13 protein-coding genes are annotated in these 15,631 nt (G+C 66.1%); 3 read left to right on the top strand and 10 right to left on the bottom strand.

The annotated features are described in order from the left end of the window. Positions 1-41: 41 nt before the first annotated feature. The 8 genes from LZC95_14890 to LZC95_14855 all read right to left on the bottom strand — a co-directional run bounded on the left by LZC95_14890 (position 42) and on the right by LZC95_14855 (position 9,445). Positions 42-863, bottom strand: a complete 822-nt coding sequence (locus LZC95_14890) for an AraC family ligand binding domain-containing protein (protein ID WXA98116.1) — start codon at positions 861-863, stop codon at positions 42-44. Positions 864-868: 5 nt separating this feature from the next. Further along, positions 869-1,966, bottom strand: coding sequence for a lipoyl synthase (gene lipA / locus LZC95_14885; protein WXA98115.1), 1,098 nt, complete (start codon positions 1,964-1,966; stop codon positions 869-871). Between the two features lie 38 nt (positions 1,967-2,004). After that, positions 2,005-2,697, bottom strand: coding sequence for a dienelactone hydrolase family protein (locus LZC95_14880; protein WXA98114.1), 693 nt, complete (start codon positions 2,695-2,697; stop codon positions 2,005-2,007). A gap of 28 nt (positions 2,698-2,725) precedes the next feature. Continuing rightward, positions 2,726-3,979, bottom strand: coding sequence for an erythromycin esterase family protein (locus tag LZC95_14875; GenBank protein ID WXA98113.1), 1,254 nt, complete (start codon positions 3,977-3,979; stop codon positions 2,726-2,728). Then, positions 3,976-4,653 (bottom strand): phosphoribosyltransferase, encoded by a 678-nt coding sequence (locus LZC95_14870; GenBank protein ID WXA98112.1) that lies wholly within the window; start codon positions 4,651-4,653, stop codon positions 3,976-3,978. The genes LZC95_14875 and LZC95_14870 overlap by 4 nt, the downstream gene beginning before the upstream one ends. 9 nt (positions 4,654-4,662) lie before the next feature. Beyond that, positions 4,663-4,893: a hypothetical protein gene (locus tag LZC95_14865; GenBank protein ID WXA98111.1), complete on the bottom strand. Its 231-nt coding sequence runs from the start codon at positions 4,891-4,893 to the stop codon at positions 4,663-4,665. Between the two features lie 110 nt (positions 4,894-5,003). Continuing rightward, positions 5,004-6,173, bottom strand: coding sequence for an efflux RND transporter periplasmic adaptor subunit (locus tag LZC95_14860; GenBank protein ID WXA98110.1), 1,170 nt, complete (start codon positions 6,171-6,173; stop codon positions 5,004-5,006). Beyond that, entirely contained in the window at positions 6,173-9,445 is a 3,273-nt protein-coding gene (locus LZC95_14855; GenBank protein ID WXA98109.1) for an efflux RND transporter permease subunit, read from the bottom strand. The genes LZC95_14860 and LZC95_14855 overlap by 1 nt, the downstream gene beginning before the upstream one ends. A 187-nt stretch (positions 9,446-9,632) precedes the next feature. Here LZC95_14855 and LZC95_14850 point away from each other — a divergent pair, with 187 nt between their 5' ends. After that, complete coding sequence (locus LZC95_14850) at positions 9,633-10,115, top strand: MarR family transcriptional regulator (GenBank protein WXA98108.1); 483 nt, start codon at positions 9,633-9,635, stop codon at positions 10,113-10,115. Here LZC95_14850 and mtnA read toward each other — a convergent pair. Then, on the bottom strand, positions 10,090-11,223 hold the full coding sequence (gene mtnA, locus LZC95_14845) for an S-methyl-5-thioribose-1-phosphate isomerase (GenBank protein ID WXA98107.1): 1,134 nt from the start codon (positions 11,221-11,223) through the stop codon (positions 10,090-10,092). The genes LZC95_14850 and mtnA overlap by 26 nt on opposite strands. Positions 11,224-11,313: 90 nt before the next feature. Between mtnA and LZC95_14840 the strand changes: the two genes are divergently transcribed. After that, on the top strand, positions 11,314-12,897 hold the full coding sequence (locus LZC95_14840; GenBank protein WXA98106.1) for an ATP-binding protein: 1,584 nt from the start codon (positions 11,314-11,316) through the stop codon (positions 12,895-12,897). Between the two features lie 94 nt (positions 12,898-12,991). Then, positions 12,992-14,578, top strand: a complete 1,587-nt coding sequence (locus LZC95_14835) for an FAD-dependent oxidoreductase (GenBank protein ID WXA98105.1) — start codon at positions 12,992-12,994, stop codon at positions 14,576-14,578. 214 nt (positions 14,579-14,792) lie between these two features. Here LZC95_14835 and LZC95_14830 read toward each other — a convergent pair whose 3' ends face one another. After that, positions 14,793-15,611, bottom strand: a complete 819-nt coding sequence (locus LZC95_14830; GenBank protein ID WXA98104.1) for a tetratricopeptide repeat protein — start codon at positions 15,609-15,611, stop codon at positions 14,793-14,795. Positions 15,612-15,631: the final 20 nt, after the last annotated feature.

The raw sequence follows: 15,631 nt of genomic DNA, 5'->3' as shown, positions 1-15,631 counted from the left end.
AGGGACCCTCACACTTTTTCATGTGCGGCTCACGCGACGGCTCAGCGTTTGCCGGATTTGCCAGATTGGCGATCTCTCTTGTCGAGTTCGCGGAAGCGCTGCTCGGGCCCGCGGGGCCAGTAAAATTGTATCGCGGAGAGCGTGGATCCCGCCTCGGGCGCAAACGAGTGCTTCGCGCCTGGCGGGATCATGAGCACCTGACGCGGGCCCACCGGCTTCGTTTGGCCATCGAGGGTGAAGGTGCCGCGAGCTTGCACGGTGCAGACGATTTCCCAGGAGCTGTCGTGCGCATGCTCTGCGATGGGTGCCGCGCCTGCGATGCGGCCGACGTACGCGCCCGTCAGCTCGCTTTCCACGTCGAGGTGCGCGTGCATCTTTCCGCCGCCCCATGTCAATTCGGGGGCAGCGTTGGCGCGTACGATGCGGTGCGTAAGCGGCGGCGGCGCCTCCTTCGGGTTACGCGGGGTGCAGGGATCGGTGCGCACGGCCGCCACCAATGCGAGACCTTTCGCGCCCTTCACGGTGAGGGTCCCCTCGCCTTGCGTAATGAGGAAATCGCCCTCGGCGAGGCGCTCGTTGTCGGCGTTGGCTTCGCCCTGCACCGCGCTGACGACGACCTGTTCGCACGTGCGCACCGAGATGGGCGCACCGGACGCGGTCAAATCGATGAACGTCGCGGTCACCGGCGCACCGTGGGGCGCCTCCGCATCGAGATCGGGAAACGGAGTGGAGGCTCCTGCATCCCGGTCGATGGTCAGCGGTGGACCGACGACGACGCCCACCTTCTCCTCTTTGTGTCCGCACGAGGAGCAAGACGCGACCACCCACGCAAGGGACGCGGCCGCAATCTTGGGGGCGAGCATCGTCGTTAGACCTCCGAGGGCGCCCTTCGAACCAAGCTCGTTGCCGGGATCAAGGAGACCGCAGCGCGGGCCGCAAGCTCGCTCACGGTGCGCGGTGCTTCCCCTGTCGCGCTCTGCCCATCGATGATGGCCGCGGCGGCTTGCGCTTCCGCGAGGCGCTCGGAGAGAAGCTTCTTCGCCGCCTCGGGATCGCCGGGGCGGAGCACGCTTTTGACGAAGACTTCGGCGGCCTTGTACGAGCTTCGAACCAGCGGCGCGCTCGCGCAGAAGGCAAAGCCGAGCTCCTTCGCCTTGTTTTCGAAGCGGAGGAACGTTTCCGGTGTGACGTAGCGGTCGACGGCAACGTGCTTCGGCGTCGGACGCAGGTACTGCCCGATGGTCACCAGGTCGACCCCGGCGGTGCGAAGATCCGCCAAGGTTTCCTCGACCTCGTCGTCGGTTTCGCCGATGCCGACCATGATGCTCGACTTGGTGATGCGCTCCGGATCCCGCTCTTTGACGCGGCGGAGCACGGCGAGGGATTGCTCGTAGCTGCAACGCACGTCGCGGATGCGGCGCTGGAGGCGGCGGACGACCTCGATGTTGTGCGCCCACACGTGGGGCTTCGCATCGACGGTGATGTCCACGTAGGAAAGGTGGCCGCCGAAGTCGCCGAGCAAGGTCTCGATGAGGATGTCCGGCCGCAGCTCGCGGAGTCGCGTGACCGTGCGGGCCACGTGGGAGGCTCCGCCGTCGAGCAGGTCGTCGCGGTCGACCATGGTCATGACGACGTATTGCAGGCCCAGGCGCGCGATGGCGCGGGCCACGTGCTCGGGCTCGCGCACGTCGACGGCGCCGCGGGGATCGCCCGTGGTGACCGCGCAGAAGCGGCAGCCTCGGGTGCACACGTCCCCGAGCAGCATGACGGTCGCCGTGCCCTCGGACCAACATTCGCCTACGTTGGGGCAGCGCGCCTCTTCGCACACCGTGTGAAGGTCGAGCTCGCGGAAGGTTTCCTTCAGGCGCCCGTACGATTCACCGCCGGGGGCTCGAACTTTGAGCCACGGAGGCTTGGGGGCGAAACGCGGAGGCTTACCTGCGGGCTCGGAAGAAGAGGCGGACACGCTGCGAAGGTAGTATCCGGGTGCCACACCGTCAAATGCTACTGCTTCGGCATCATGTGGCGTCGGAACCACTCGGCCGCGCGGCGTGCGACCTCCCCGAGGGCGCCCGGCTCCTCGAAGAGGTGCGTGGCGCGCGGAATGACGTCGAGGCGTGTTTCCACGTGTTGCAGGTGCGCCATGGCCTCTCGATTCATGTCGATGACCGGGTAATCCTCGCCTCCGACGATGAGCAAGGTCGGGGCGCGCACCCTGTCCAGGGCGAAACCCGCCAAGTCGGGCCGCCCGCCGCGTGAAACGACCGCGGCCACGTCGTTGGGGCGCACGGCGGCGGCGAGCAAGGCTGCGGCTGCGCCCGTGCTCGCTCCAAAGTAGCCGATGCGCTCGCCCTCGCGTCGGCCGCGCGCCCAGTCGGTCGCCACGATGAGGCGGCGCGCGAGCAGGTCGATGTCGAAGCGCATCCTCCCGGTGCGGACGTCGATCTGCTCTTCGTCGGGCGACAGCAGGTCGAAGAGCAACGTCGCCACCTGGGCATCGTTGCGAAGGGCCTGCGCCACGATGCGGTTGCGCGGACTATGGCGGCTGCTTCCACTGCCGTGCGCGAAGAAAACGAGGCCGTGCGGGGCTTGCGGCACGGCGAGTTCCCCCTCGAGGAGCGCCATGCCGGCACGGATGGTGACGAGCTGCTTCGTTTCGGGACGCTTGTCGCCCGGCGTTCGAACCGTCGGTTGCATGTGCTTCTCCTTTCGTGGTTGGACAGCTTCAGACAGCGAATGGATACGTCTCGGGCACTTCCCCGCTGTGCCATGTCGCGGTGCGTTCCAGCGGCTCGACGGCGCGTGTGCGATCGATGTGGAGGACAGCGTCGAACTGCGAGGCCAGCGCGGCGTGGAAGTAGTGGCTCCATCGCTCCGTGTCCGGGCGGTACACGACACCGATGGCGCGTTGCAGCCGCGGCCCATGCCAGAGCGCATCGTGCCCGCCCCCGCGAACCAAGAGAAAACGCGGCATGCCCGTGAGGTGGAAGACCTCCTCGTAGCTTCCGCTCAGTGCGGGGCGCACGTGTTTGCGCTCGGCGGGCGCATCCCAATCGGAGGCCGCGGTGACGGTGCCTTCGTACGTGGTGAAGCCCAGGTGGAACGTCTCGCCGGGGTAAGCCTCGCGCGCGAGCTGCCCCACGTTCCACTCACCGCGGCGGCCCATCTCCGTGGCCCGCGCATCGCCCAAGTGCGAATTGTGTGCCCAAACGACGATGCGCGGCTTTTTGCCATGCATCGACTTGGCGAGATGGCGATCGAGCTCCCGCAGTGTATCCATCATGTGCCGATCGCGGAGGTTCCAGGTGGAGACGCGGCCGCGCATCATGTGGCGGTAGTACTCCTCCGCGTTCTTCACGAGACGGGCATTCTGCTCCGCGTCGAAGAGCTCCGTGTCGCTGCGGGTCCACTCCAGCGCGCGCGCCTGCAGCTCGAGCAGCTGCAGCAACGCCTCGCGTTCGCACGAGGCGCTCACGTCGCGCCCCGCCGCGTAGGCGTACACCTGCGGATCGCCTCCGTAGTGATCGAAGCATGCATATCGTGCCCGGGCGCGCGCCGCGGCCGGGGGATCGGCCTTGTCGAGGTAGCGGAGCACCTCGGCAATGGATCCGAAGAGGCTGTACAAATCGAGGCCGTAGAAGCCGACCTTGTGGGCGCGGCCTTCGTTTTCATCGCGCAGCCAGCCGACGAAGTCGAGCACGTCCGCGTTGCGCCACATCCACGTGGGAAAGCGGGCGAAGCCCCGCAGTGCCTCCTCGGCATCTTGGTCCGAGCCGGCGGCGTTCACGTAGCGATGGATGCGGTAGGCATCGGGCCAGTCGGCCTCCACCGCCACGGCGTCGAAGCCCTTCTCGCGGATCAAGCGCTGCGTGATGCGGGCCCGCTCGCTGTAGAACTCGTGCGTGCCGTGCGAAGCTTCGCCGAGCAAGACGAAGCGCGCATCGCCGATGCGCGCGAGCAGCACGTCCTCGTCGTTCATGATGCCGCTCTCCTCGTATGGGCCGTATCGGCCGCGCCGGCGGTTTGCGCGAGAAGCGCGCACACTTCCTCGTCGGTGGTCTGGGTGAAATCCTCGTACCAGAGGCCCACCGCGTAGAGCGGCTCCGGCGTCATCGCGCAGATCACCTCGTCGGCGTGCTGACGCATCTGCGAGCACGTGTCCGGCGATGAGATGGGCACCGCCACGACGATGTGCTTCGCGCCGCTCGCGCGCACGGCGGATACGGCGGCGAACATGGTCGCCCCGGTGGCGAGTCCGTCGTCCACCAGGATCGCAAGATGGTCGTGCACGTCGGCCGGCGGGCGGCCATCGCGGTAGCGCGTCTCCCGGCGGGCAATCTCGCGCATCTCCCTTTCCGCGACACGTTCGACGAGCTCCTTCGGAATGCCGAGCTCCGCGATCAGCGCCGAATTGAGGACGCGGATCCCGCCCGACGCCACCGCGCCCATCGCGAGCTCTTCGTGCCCTGGCACGCCCAGCTTGCGCACGATGAACACGTCGAGGGGAAGCCCAAGTGCCCGCGCCACCTCGTAGCCGACGGGTACCCCGCCCCGCGGAAGCGCAAGCACCATCGGATTCATCGGGCCAAGGTGCTCGAGCTTGGCGGCCAAGCGCCGCCCCCCCTCGGCGCGATTCTTAAATCGCGCAACCATGACGGGCCCCTAGTGCCGCGGGCTCCCGCGTGCGGGCCCCACCGCGTCGCCACCGCGCCGCTCACTTCGTTCGCGACCACCGCGCTGTTCGTTGTCGCCCTCGGGCACCGATTTCGTGACGTGATCGGACCGCTCGCCCTGCCGGCCTTGCTCGCCCCACCGGTTTTTCCCGCCAGTATTGGCCATTTCGTCGGGCCGCACGTCCTTCAAATCGCTTTTGACGTGTTTCGGATTTTCCATCCTCCGACGTGCTGCATAGCGCATGCCCCATACGACAACGACCACGCAGGCAGCCCGCGTGGTCGTTGAAAACGGCGATGGAAGCCACGCCGTAGCAAATGGCTACGATCTCAAGGCTTGTTCAGCGCGGTCATCTTTTCCTTCTGCGCGACGCGAACCTTGGCGCCTTCGATGACCTCGTCGCCGGGATGCAGGATGACTTGATCCCCAGGGTTCAGGCCCTCGCGGAGGTAGACGTTGATGCCGTCGGTGTCGCCGGCGCTGACGGGAACCAGCACGGCCTTGCTGTCGCGCACCACGAAGGCGAACGACTTGCCGCCGCGAATCACCAGCGAATCGGCCGGCATGGTCACCGCCGGCGGCGTCTTCAGATCCAGCTTCACCCGCACGAAGACACCGGGGTAGAGGCCGCCGTCGGCTTGTTTCGTGTTGTCCACCTCGATCTCGGTGAGCATCGTGCGCGTCTTCGGATCGAGATCGCGGGCGAAACGGGTGACGGTGGCGGAGATCTTCTTGTCGGGGAACTGGTCCGTCCACAGCGTGACCGGATCGTTCTCGTGCACGAACAGCGCTTCGTTCTGCGCCAAGAAGACGCGCACGCGCACCTTGGCCATGTCGGCAATCTCGACCAGCGGTAGTGCCGCCTGCGAGGCCGTCGCGGCCTGCAAGAGCGATCCCGGATCGGCGTAACGCGCGGTCACGACCCCGTCGAACGGCGCGCGGATCACTTGGTAGCCCTGGAGCACCTCGATCCGCTGCTGCTCGGCCTGGGCAATGCCCCGATCCGCCGTGGCCTGCTCGAGCGCCTGCTGCGTGACCAGGCCCTGTTTGACCATCGACTGGTAACGCTTCTCGACGAGCTGGCGGTTGTTCAAGTCGGCCTGGGCGCGCAACAGGTCCTGCTGCGTTTCGGGCGACTGCAGAACACCGAGCACCTCACCGGCGTGGACCTTCTGGCCCTTGTCGGTCCGGACCTCGCGCACGTACCCGCTCACCTTGGCGTAGAGCGTGGCCCGGCGCATCGGATACACCTCGCCGGTGAGCGTGATGCTCCGACCGGCTTGCGTTTTCGCCACGGGGGCGGCCTGCACGAGCACGCCCTCGGCAGCTTCGGCCTGCCGTGCATTGCGCTCGTTGGCTTCGGCGGAGCGCTTGCGCACGGCGAAGGTGATGACGCCGAGCACCGCCAACGCCACCAGGACGATTCCCCCGATATGAAAAGCGGTATTGCGTTTGGGTTTATTCGGTTGATTGGCTTGAGCAGCAGATTCGGCAGACATCACGAAGGACTCCCTTCCACACTCACGGAATGACCGACCAGGGCGGGCTCGTATTTCTCGTGGGCCTCGGCCTCGAACTTCTCGTCGAGCTTGTGCTTGGTCGGCGCCTTGCGGCGCAACAGCGAATAGATAAGAGGCACGATGAACAGCGTCGTGCACGTCGCCACGAGCAGACCACCGATGACCGCGCGGCCGAGCGGTGCATTCTGCTCACCGCCTTCGCCCGTACCGAGGGCCATCGGGATCATACCCAGGATCATCGCCAGCGCGGTCATGAGGACCGGACGCAAGCGCGTTTTGCCCGCTTCGAGCGCCGCAGCGAGCGGCCCGATGTCATGTCCCTCGCGCACCTCGTTGGCGAAGTTCACCAAGAGGATGCTGTTGGACACCGCCACACCGACGGACATGATGGCGCCCATGAGCGACTCGACGTTCAGCGTGGTGTGCGTGATGGCCAGCATCCAGAGCACGCCCGAGAGCGCGCCCGGCACCGCGAACATGATGATGAACGGGTCCACCCATGACTGGTAGAGCACCACCATGAGCACGTAGACGAGCACCGCGGCGAGAATCAGACCCGTGCCCAGGCTGAAGAACGAAGAGTTCATGCTCTCGCTCTGACCGCGCAGGTTCAGTTTCATGTCCTTCGGCAAGTCCTTGCCCACGTCTTTGAGCACGGCCTGAATGTCGGCGGCGACGCTACCGAGGTCGCGACCTTCGACGCCAGCCTGGACTTCCACCTCACGCTGAACGGCATCGTGCGTGACCAAGGACTTGGTCTGCGTCGGCCGCACCTGCGAGAGCGCGCCCAGGTACGGTGCCACACCCGGCTGCGAATCGTCGGCCCCCGGCGCCGCGCCCGGATCCTGGATGGTGTGGTTGCCCGTGGTGAGCGGCATCCCGCGCAACTCGGAGACCGAGCTCACGCGATCGATGGGCGTCTGCACCACGACGGAGTAGTTGACGCCGTTCTGCGGGCTAACCCAGAACGAGGGCGACACGAGGGAGCTCGAGCTGAGCGACGTGAGCATGTTGCTCGCGATGTCGCGCTGCTGCAGGCCCATCTGCGCCGCACGCTCGCGGTCGACGTCGATCTGCAGTGCGGGGTGGTCGAACACCTGCGGGATACGCACGTCGACCACGCCGGGGATCTCCTTGATCCGTTGCTGGATCTTCTTGGCGATCTCCATCGACTTGTCCATGTCGCGGCCCTCGACCTCGATGTCGAGCGGCGCCGACAAGCCGAAGTTCAGCACCTTGCTGATGATGTCGGCCGGCTGGAAGTAGAGGTGCACGCCGGGGAAGCGTTTGGCGAACTCCGAGCGCAGCTTGTTCTGGTACATCGGCGTCGGTGCGTGCCCCTCTTTGAGAGACACGAGCACGTCGGCATCCTGACCACCGACGCTGTCGGTCTGGACGAAGGCCAGGTTGTAGAACGTGGGCATGCCGATGTTGTCGTTGATGTTCGCCAGATCCTTCGGCGGGACCACCTCACGGATCGTCTGCTCCACCTGCGAGACGAGCTGCTCGGTTTCCTCGATGCGCATGCCCGAGGGACCGCGCACGTGCAGTTGCATCTGACCGGCGTCGACCTGCGGGAAGAAGTCGGTGCCGACGATGCGCGCGAGCGGGAACGTGGCCAGCACCACCGCGACACCGATACCAAGGGTGAATTTGCGATGGTTCAGCACCACCTGGAGCAACCGCGTGTACGCCGCCTGGAAGCGATCGAAACCGCGATCGCGCCATCGGTTGAAGCGATCCCACGCGCCATTGCCGTCCGCGTGCAGTGGCTCTTTGTCCATGAGCATCCGCGCCAACGTCGGAACCAAGGTTCGCGAGAGCAGGTACGACGCCAACATGGAGAAGACGACGGAGAGCGCCAGGGGCACGAAGAGGAACTTCGCCGGACCGGTCAGGAGCACGACCGGGAAGAAGACGATGCAGATGGTGAGCGTGGCCGCGAGGGCCGGCGTCGCAATCTGCGAGGCGCCATCGAGGATGGCCACGGTGAGGGGCTTACCGAGGTGGCGGTTTCGGTGGATGTTCTCCACCTCCACGGTCGCGTCGTCGACGAGCATACCGATGGCCAGCGCCAGACCGCCGAGGGTCATGATGTTCAAGGTCTGACCGGTCAGGTACAGGCCGAGCAGTGCCACGAAGATGGCCAGCGGGATGGAGGTCGAGACGATGATCACGCTGCGCCAGCTGCCGAGGAAGAAGAGAATCATCAGCGAGACCAGCGCCGACGAGACGACTGCTTCGTGGAGCACGCCTTTGATGGCGGCGCGCACGAAGGTCGACTGGTCGAAGTCGAGCTTGATCTCCATGCCCTCGGGCGCGGAGGCTTTGATGACGGGGATGAGGTCTTTCGCGGCATCGACGACCGCGATGGTGGACGCGCTCGATTTCTTCAGGACGGCCAAGTACGTCGCACGCTGACCATTCACGCGCACGATGTTGTTCTGCACGGCGAAGCCGTCGTGCACCTTGGCCACGTCGCCGAGAAACACGGGTGCACCGCCCACCGTCTTGATGGGCATCTTGTTGAAGTCGGCGATCGCATCGGGGCTGTTGTTCATCGCCACGTCGAACTCGGTCTCGCCCATGCGCGCCGAGCCGGCCGGCTGAATGATGTTCGACTGAAGGACCGTGTTGACGACGTCCTGCGGCGACAGACCGTGCGCCGCGGTGAGGCTGGGGTCGACGTCGACCATGATCTGGCGCTGCTTACCGCCGTACGGGGCGGGCGTGGCCAATCCGGGCACCGTGAAGAGGCGCAGGCGGATGAAGTTTAGACCGTAGTCGAAGAGCTGTTGCTCGTTGAGCGTCGGGCTCGACACGGTCATCTGCGCGACCGGTACGTTGGACGCGTTGTACCGGATGATGGCAGGTGGCTGCATGCCTGGTGGCATCAAGCGGGTGGCGGTGGATGACACCGCGTTCACCTGCGCGATGGCGCCGCCGATGTCCGCACCAGGTTCGAAGTAGAGCTTGATGAGCGAGGTACCGCTGATGGTCTGCGACTCGACGCGTGAAATGCCGTCGACGGTGGCGGAATAGGCGCGCTCGCTGAGGAACGTGACCCGCTTCTCCATGTCGTCGGCCGACATGCCCGGGTAGTTCCACACGACGAGGACGACCGGGATGTCGATCGTCGGGAAGATGTCGGCGCGCATCCGTGTGATGGACAGCGAGCCAAGCAGGAGGATCACGAAGGAGAAAACCGCGATCGTGTAGGGGCGCCGAAGCGCGAGTCGAACTATCCACATGGTAGGGTCCGCAAGGGGCAAAAACCCCGATAAAATCGGGTTGCACGATGCATAGAGTCGGGTAGTTGTTTCCGCAACGGTTGCGAAAGCAATTATTTGGATCCATCGTAAGTGGAGGGCTTACTTCTCGGTTAGAATCGGCCGTCGTTCCGACAGGCCAAACCATCCACGAGTCCCGGCCCCAGCCATGACAGACCCCAGTCGAATCGTGCAAACCGCGCAATCCGTGCAGACACAACAACCGCCGTCGGTTCTTCTCGCCGAGGAATTGCACCGTCTCGTGGTGCGAACGAAGAAGGTTCTTTGGCGCACGGCATCACGTACGCTCGAATCTAGGGGCGAGTCGGTCTTCACGTGGCCAATTCTGAATTGCCTCGTGCGCAACGGGCCCAGCGCGCAGAAAGATATCGCCGAGAGCACGGGACAGCACCCTGCCGGGCTCTCACGGTTGATCGAGGAGCTCGAGCAGAAAAAGCTCATCCGCCGCAAGGTCGATCGGAACGATCGCCGCCGGCAGCTCGTCGAGGTGACGCCGAAGGGACGAACCTGGGTGGAGGAGCACACGCCGGCCGTGTACGCCGCCGTGGATCAAGTGATGAGCGGGCTCGATGACGAAGAGCGGCGCACGTTGCGCGCGCTGTTGCTCAAGTTGCTCGCGGGGGCGGAGTAAGTCTGGAGAGAGAGGCCGCGTCGAGCGGCGAGGCCGTGCCCAACTCCGTGTAAAGTGCACGAATGAGGCGCGCTGGGGTGACGTCGAACGCGGGATTGTGCGCGCGCACGGCGTCGGGCATCACCTGCACCTCGAACTCGCCGATGGTCACGTGGGAAACTTCGCGCTCGCCGCGCTCCTCGATGGGGATGCTCGCGCCGTCGGGGCATGCGAGATCGACCGTGCTCCAGGGGGCGGCCACGTCGAAGGGGATGCCGTGCACCTGCGCGAGGCAGGCCACGCCGTAGGTGCCAATTTTGTTCGCCACGTCACCATTGCGGGCCACGCGATCGGCGCCGACGATGACTTGGTCGATGAGGCCGCGTGCCATGAAGGAGCCCACCATGGAGTCGGTGATGGTCTGCACGTCGATGCCGTCTTTGTGGAGCTCCCACGCGGTGAGGCGGGCGCCCTGCAGCAGCGGACGCGTTTCCGCAGAGAGCACGCGGATCTTCTTGCCGGCGTCACGTGCCGCGCGAATGACGCCCAGCGCGGTGCCGTAGCCGCCGGTGGCCAGCGCACCGGCGTTGCAGTGCGTGAGGATCGTCGAGCCGTCGCGCACCGAGGCGGCGCCGAGCTCGCCCATCTTCTTGCACGCGAGCTTGTCCTCCACATGGATGGCGCGGGCCTCGGCCGCCAAGGCGGTGACGCGATCCCTCGGCGCCTCGGCGGCGATGCGCACCACGGTGCGGTGCATGCGATCGAGCGCCCACGCCAAGTTCACCGCGGTGGGGCGCGTGCGCCGCAACATGCCGTCGGTTGTGGCCATGACCTCCAGAAACGCATCGCGCGGGCCGTCGCAGACCACGGCGGCGAGCACGAGGCCGTATGCCGCGGAGATGCCGATGGCCGGTGCACCGCGAACCTTCATCGTCGAAATCGCGTCGGCCACCTGCTCGGGACGCTGGAAATTCTCGTAGCGCTCTTGGCGCGGAAGCAGACGCTGATCGAGCATCACCACCGTGCGGTCGCCCGGCATCAGCTCCACCGCAGAAAATGCGCTCCCGCTGAGCGGCTCGGGATGGGGGTGGGCACGACCTGTTTTCAACGTCGGAATGAAAGCGCTCACCCGTACCTTTCTAGCACCTTTCGCACTTTTCGAATGCGAATCCGATGCATCTGGACCGCGTCATCGCGAGGTGACAAATTCGAGGAAAGCATGCGGTATCGGAGCCTGTTCGAGCAGGTACCACTGGGGGCCTTTTTCTACGACAGGCAGCTCCGCATCACGGAGGCGAATCCCTATCTGCTCCGCCTGTGGCGCGAAAAAAACAACGACCTACCCGTCGTGGGGTTCGAGCTGTCGACGATGCGCGATCCCGTGCTGCTGCCAGCGCTTCGCAAGGTGTGGGACGGTGAAGACGGGCGCTACGAAGGCCCATACCGCACGACCATGACAGGGGAGCTCATGAACGTCGTCCTGAGGACGTCGCCCGTGCGCGACGAGCACGGCGCCGTGGAGCTCGGTCTCGCGTTCTTCGAGGACATGACGGAAAAGCAGCGCCTCCAGCGCGATCTGGCGGAGCGCAAATTGATCCAAGCGCGGCTTCTGCAATCGGACCGCATGGCCTCGGTGGGGACCTTGGCCGCGGGCGTGGCGCACGAGATCAACAATCCCCTCGCCTACGTGAAGGCCAACCTCGATGTGCTCGCGTCGCGGCGCATTCCGCAGCTCGCGGTGCTCTTGCGCGCGGCGGAGGAAGAGCGGCTCGAGATGTACGGCGATCCGCCGGACGAAAATGCCTACGAGCTGTCCGAGAGGCTCGCGCAGATTGGCGCCATGGTGGACCTCGCGCGCGAAGGCTCGGAGCGCGTGCGCACCATCGTGCGCGATCTGAAAACGTTCTCGCGCGCCGACGAGGAGTCGATGACGCCCATCGACGTGGCACGCGTGCTCGATGCCTCCGTCAACATGGCGTGGAACGAGATCCGCCATCGCGCGCAGCTCGTGAAAGAGTACGGCGACGTACCGCCGGTGGAGGCCAACGAGTCGCGCCTGGGGCAGGTGTTTCTCAATCTGCTGGTGAACGCCGCGCAGGCGATTCCCGAGGGGCGTGCGAACGAAAATGTGATTCGCGTGCGGACGTACCTCGATGCCGACGAGCGCGTGGTGGTCGCGGTCTCGGATACCGGCACGGGTATCCCAGAGAGCGCGCTCGGGCGCATTTTCGATCCGTTCTTCACCACGAAGCCCGTCGGTGTGGGCACGGGGTTGGGGCTTTGGATCTGCCAAGGCATCGTGACGGCGCTGGGCGGTGAGATTGCCGTCGACAGCGAACCGGGTCGCGGGACCACCGTGACGTGCACCATCCCACAGCGATACGCACCGAGCCATCGGACGGTCCACAAGACCGAACCACCGGCCAGTACGCGCCGCGGTCGGATCTTGGTGGTCGACGACGAACCGGCCTTGGGGCCTTCGCTGGCCATCGCGCTCTCGGACGAACACGACGTCGTCTCCGCGCGCAGCGGCCGCGAAGCCCTGGATTTGCTCGCGCAGGACGACCGCTTCGATTTGATTCTGTGCGATCTGATGATGCCCGACGTGACCGGGATGGACGTCTACGAGCGCCTGCGCGAGCAACGGCAGGAACTTGCCGACCGCATGATCTTCGTCACCGGCGGGAGCTTCACGCGACGCAGCACGGACTTCGCGGCCACGGAAACCATCGCACAACGGATGCTGGAGAAGCCCTTCGACGTGCAGCGCGTTCGTGAGCTCGTCCGGTCGCGAATTGGATAGTTGCACGTGCACACAAAGATAAGTCGACGCTCGTAACGGAGCCGTGGTCATCTAGTCGCTTATTTTGCGGCGAGCTTCTTGAACGGGAGGCAGCATGGGCACGAAGAGGGACGTGAGCCGGCGCGCAATCCTCGGAGGGATGGCGGCAGCGGCGGGTGCATTCGGTTTTGGTTGCAGTGATGACAATTCATCATCGGACTCGGACGATGCTGCCCTCGCGCAGGCATCGCGCCTCGCAAGCGGGGACCTTCAGTGTGACGTCGTCGTGGTGGGCGCGGGCATCGCGGGGCTCGTGGCCGCACGCGCTCTCGTGGCGCAGGGGCTTTCGGTGTTGGTGCTCGAAGCGCGCGGGCGGGTCGGCGGACGCACGCTCAATCAGAGCCTCGCGCGAAATGGTCATGCGGATCGCGTGATCGAATTGGGCGGGCAATTCGTCGGGCCATTGCCCGGCCAGGGCGCGTGGCCGCAAGACAAGATTTACAACTTGGCCGCGGAACTCGGGATTGGGACCTTCAAGACGTACAACGAGGGGAACTACGTCAATTACGGGCAGGGTTTGCGCACCACGTACAGCAGTGCGGCGCGCGTCCCGCTCGATTTGGGAACACCGAATTTGATCATTGCGCTCACCGCCTTCAATGAGCTGGCCAAACAGGTGCCGCTCGATGCACCGTGGAATGCGCCGAAGGCCGCCGAGTGGGACTCGATGACGGTCGAATCGTGGATGCGCCAATCGCTGCTGCCGCCGGGGCTCGGGCCGGACGTGCCGACGAACCACGCGGTGCAATTGGCCGTGCAGTCGGTGCTTTCGACGGAGCCGCGCGAGGTGTCGCTGTTGCGATGGCTCTTTTACGTAGCCTCGGCGGGCGGGTTGGACAACCTGCTCACCACGGCGGGCGGCGGGCAGGATAGTCGCTTCGTGGGCGGCTCCCAGAGGATTTCCATCGCGATGGCGGAGGCACTCGGGGATCGGCTGCACTTGAATGCGCCCGTGCGCCGGATCCAGCACGCCGATGGCAAGGTGAAGGTCGCGGGCGATGGATACACCGTCACCGCGAAGCGCGTGATCGTGGCCATTCCGCCGTCGCTCGCGGGGCGCATTGCATACGATCCGCCGCTGGCGGCGCTGCATCCGCGCGGCTTTTTGCGCGATCAGCTCACGCAGCGGTTTCCCATGGCCAGCGTCATCAAGGTGAATCTCGTCTACGAGCGACCGTTCTGGCGCGACGACGGGCTCGCGGGGCAGGCCACCAGCGATTCGGGCGCGGTGCGGGTCACCTTCGACAATACGCCGTACCCCGAATCGGGTTCACCCGGTGTGCTCATGGGATTCATCGAGGGCGACGAGGCGCGCATCTGGTCGGCGCGCACGCGCGAGGAGCGGTACGCGAAGGTGCTCGACGACATGGGCCGCCTTTTCGGCGCGCGGGCGCGTGCACCGTTGGGCGGCCTGCAGGGCTATTACGAGGGCCTCTGGAACTTGGACGAGTGGGCCGGCGGCGGGCCCACGTGCAATCAGGCACCCGGCGGGCTGATTCAATACCGCTCCGCGGTGAGCGATCCCATCGGGCTGATTCACTGGTCCGGCACGGAGACCGCCACGCGCTGGACGGGCTTCATGGACGGCGCCGTCGAATCCGGCCAGCGCGCGGCGCAGGAGGTGCTCAGGGCGCTGAGCTAACGGAATGACTCGACGAACCAGGCTGCAAACTCGGTCATGCCTGAACGCGGCAGCGGGACGAAACCGGCGGGACCGGCGCAATGCCCGGTGCCTCGACCAAAGGACGCCATGAGGTCTGGCGATTGTCGCGGGCAAACCGGACTAGCGCGCCGGCCTCGCCGGGTCTTTCCCGCTGCCGCGGCTCGACTTCAGCGCCCGCGCACGACTGAAGCCATCATTTCCCTCCAACGTTGAGGGATCGAAGCTTCTCGATTTGCGCCGCCGAGGCACCGAGTTCGGCGGCGCGGTCGAGGGCGCGCTCGGCGTCGTCGCGGCGCTTCAATTGGATGAGCGCCCAGGCGCGGCCGAGTTGCGCTGGGGCATAACGCGGGCTGCGTGCGAGCACGATGTCGTACGCCGCCAGGGCGGCCGCCGCTTCGCCGCGCATCACGGCGACCGTCGCGAGGCCGAGGGCGTTCGCGGAGCCGGTGCGATCGGCGGCGAGTCCCTTTTGGTACGCGCTTTCGGCGGCGGGGAGATCGCGAAGGTGCACGCAGACGAGACCGAGCGCGTGCCATGTCTCGGCATCGCGTGCCCCGCGCGCGATGGCTTCCTCGAGCCGCGGGCGCGCCTCCTCCACCTCGCCCCAACGTGCAGCGCGCATGCCGCCTTCGCGCGGACCGTCGGGGGAAGCCGGCGCGATCTTCGCGGCCTCGTCGTACGCGCCGAGGGCCTCTTCGAAACGGTGCGCGAGCTCGTAGGCGTGGCCGAGCTCGATGAGCGGCGCCGGATCGCCCGCCGGGGAGCGGCGTTGCAACTCGTCGATCTCGGCACGCGCGCGTCCGAGATCGCCCTGGGACGCGTACACACGAATGAGCAGGCGACGCGCGGCGCGGTCGTCGGGCTTCTCGTTGAGCCGCGCCACCAGAACGCGGACGGCCTCGTCATCATTGTGTTGCCGCGAGAGGGCCCGGGCACGGTCCACGGCGGAGGGACGTGCGCAGGATGCGACGAAGCACGCCAGGAAGCACACGCTGAAGAGGGTGTGGTACACCCGGCGGAGACCACTTCGAC

This window comes from Sorangiineae bacterium MSr12523, from assembly GCA_037157775.1.
GTDB lineage: Bacteria > Myxococcota_A > Polyangia > Polyangiales > Polyangiaceae > Pendulispora > Pendulispora brunnea.
This window is presented reverse-complemented; position numbering and strand designations above follow the sequence as displayed.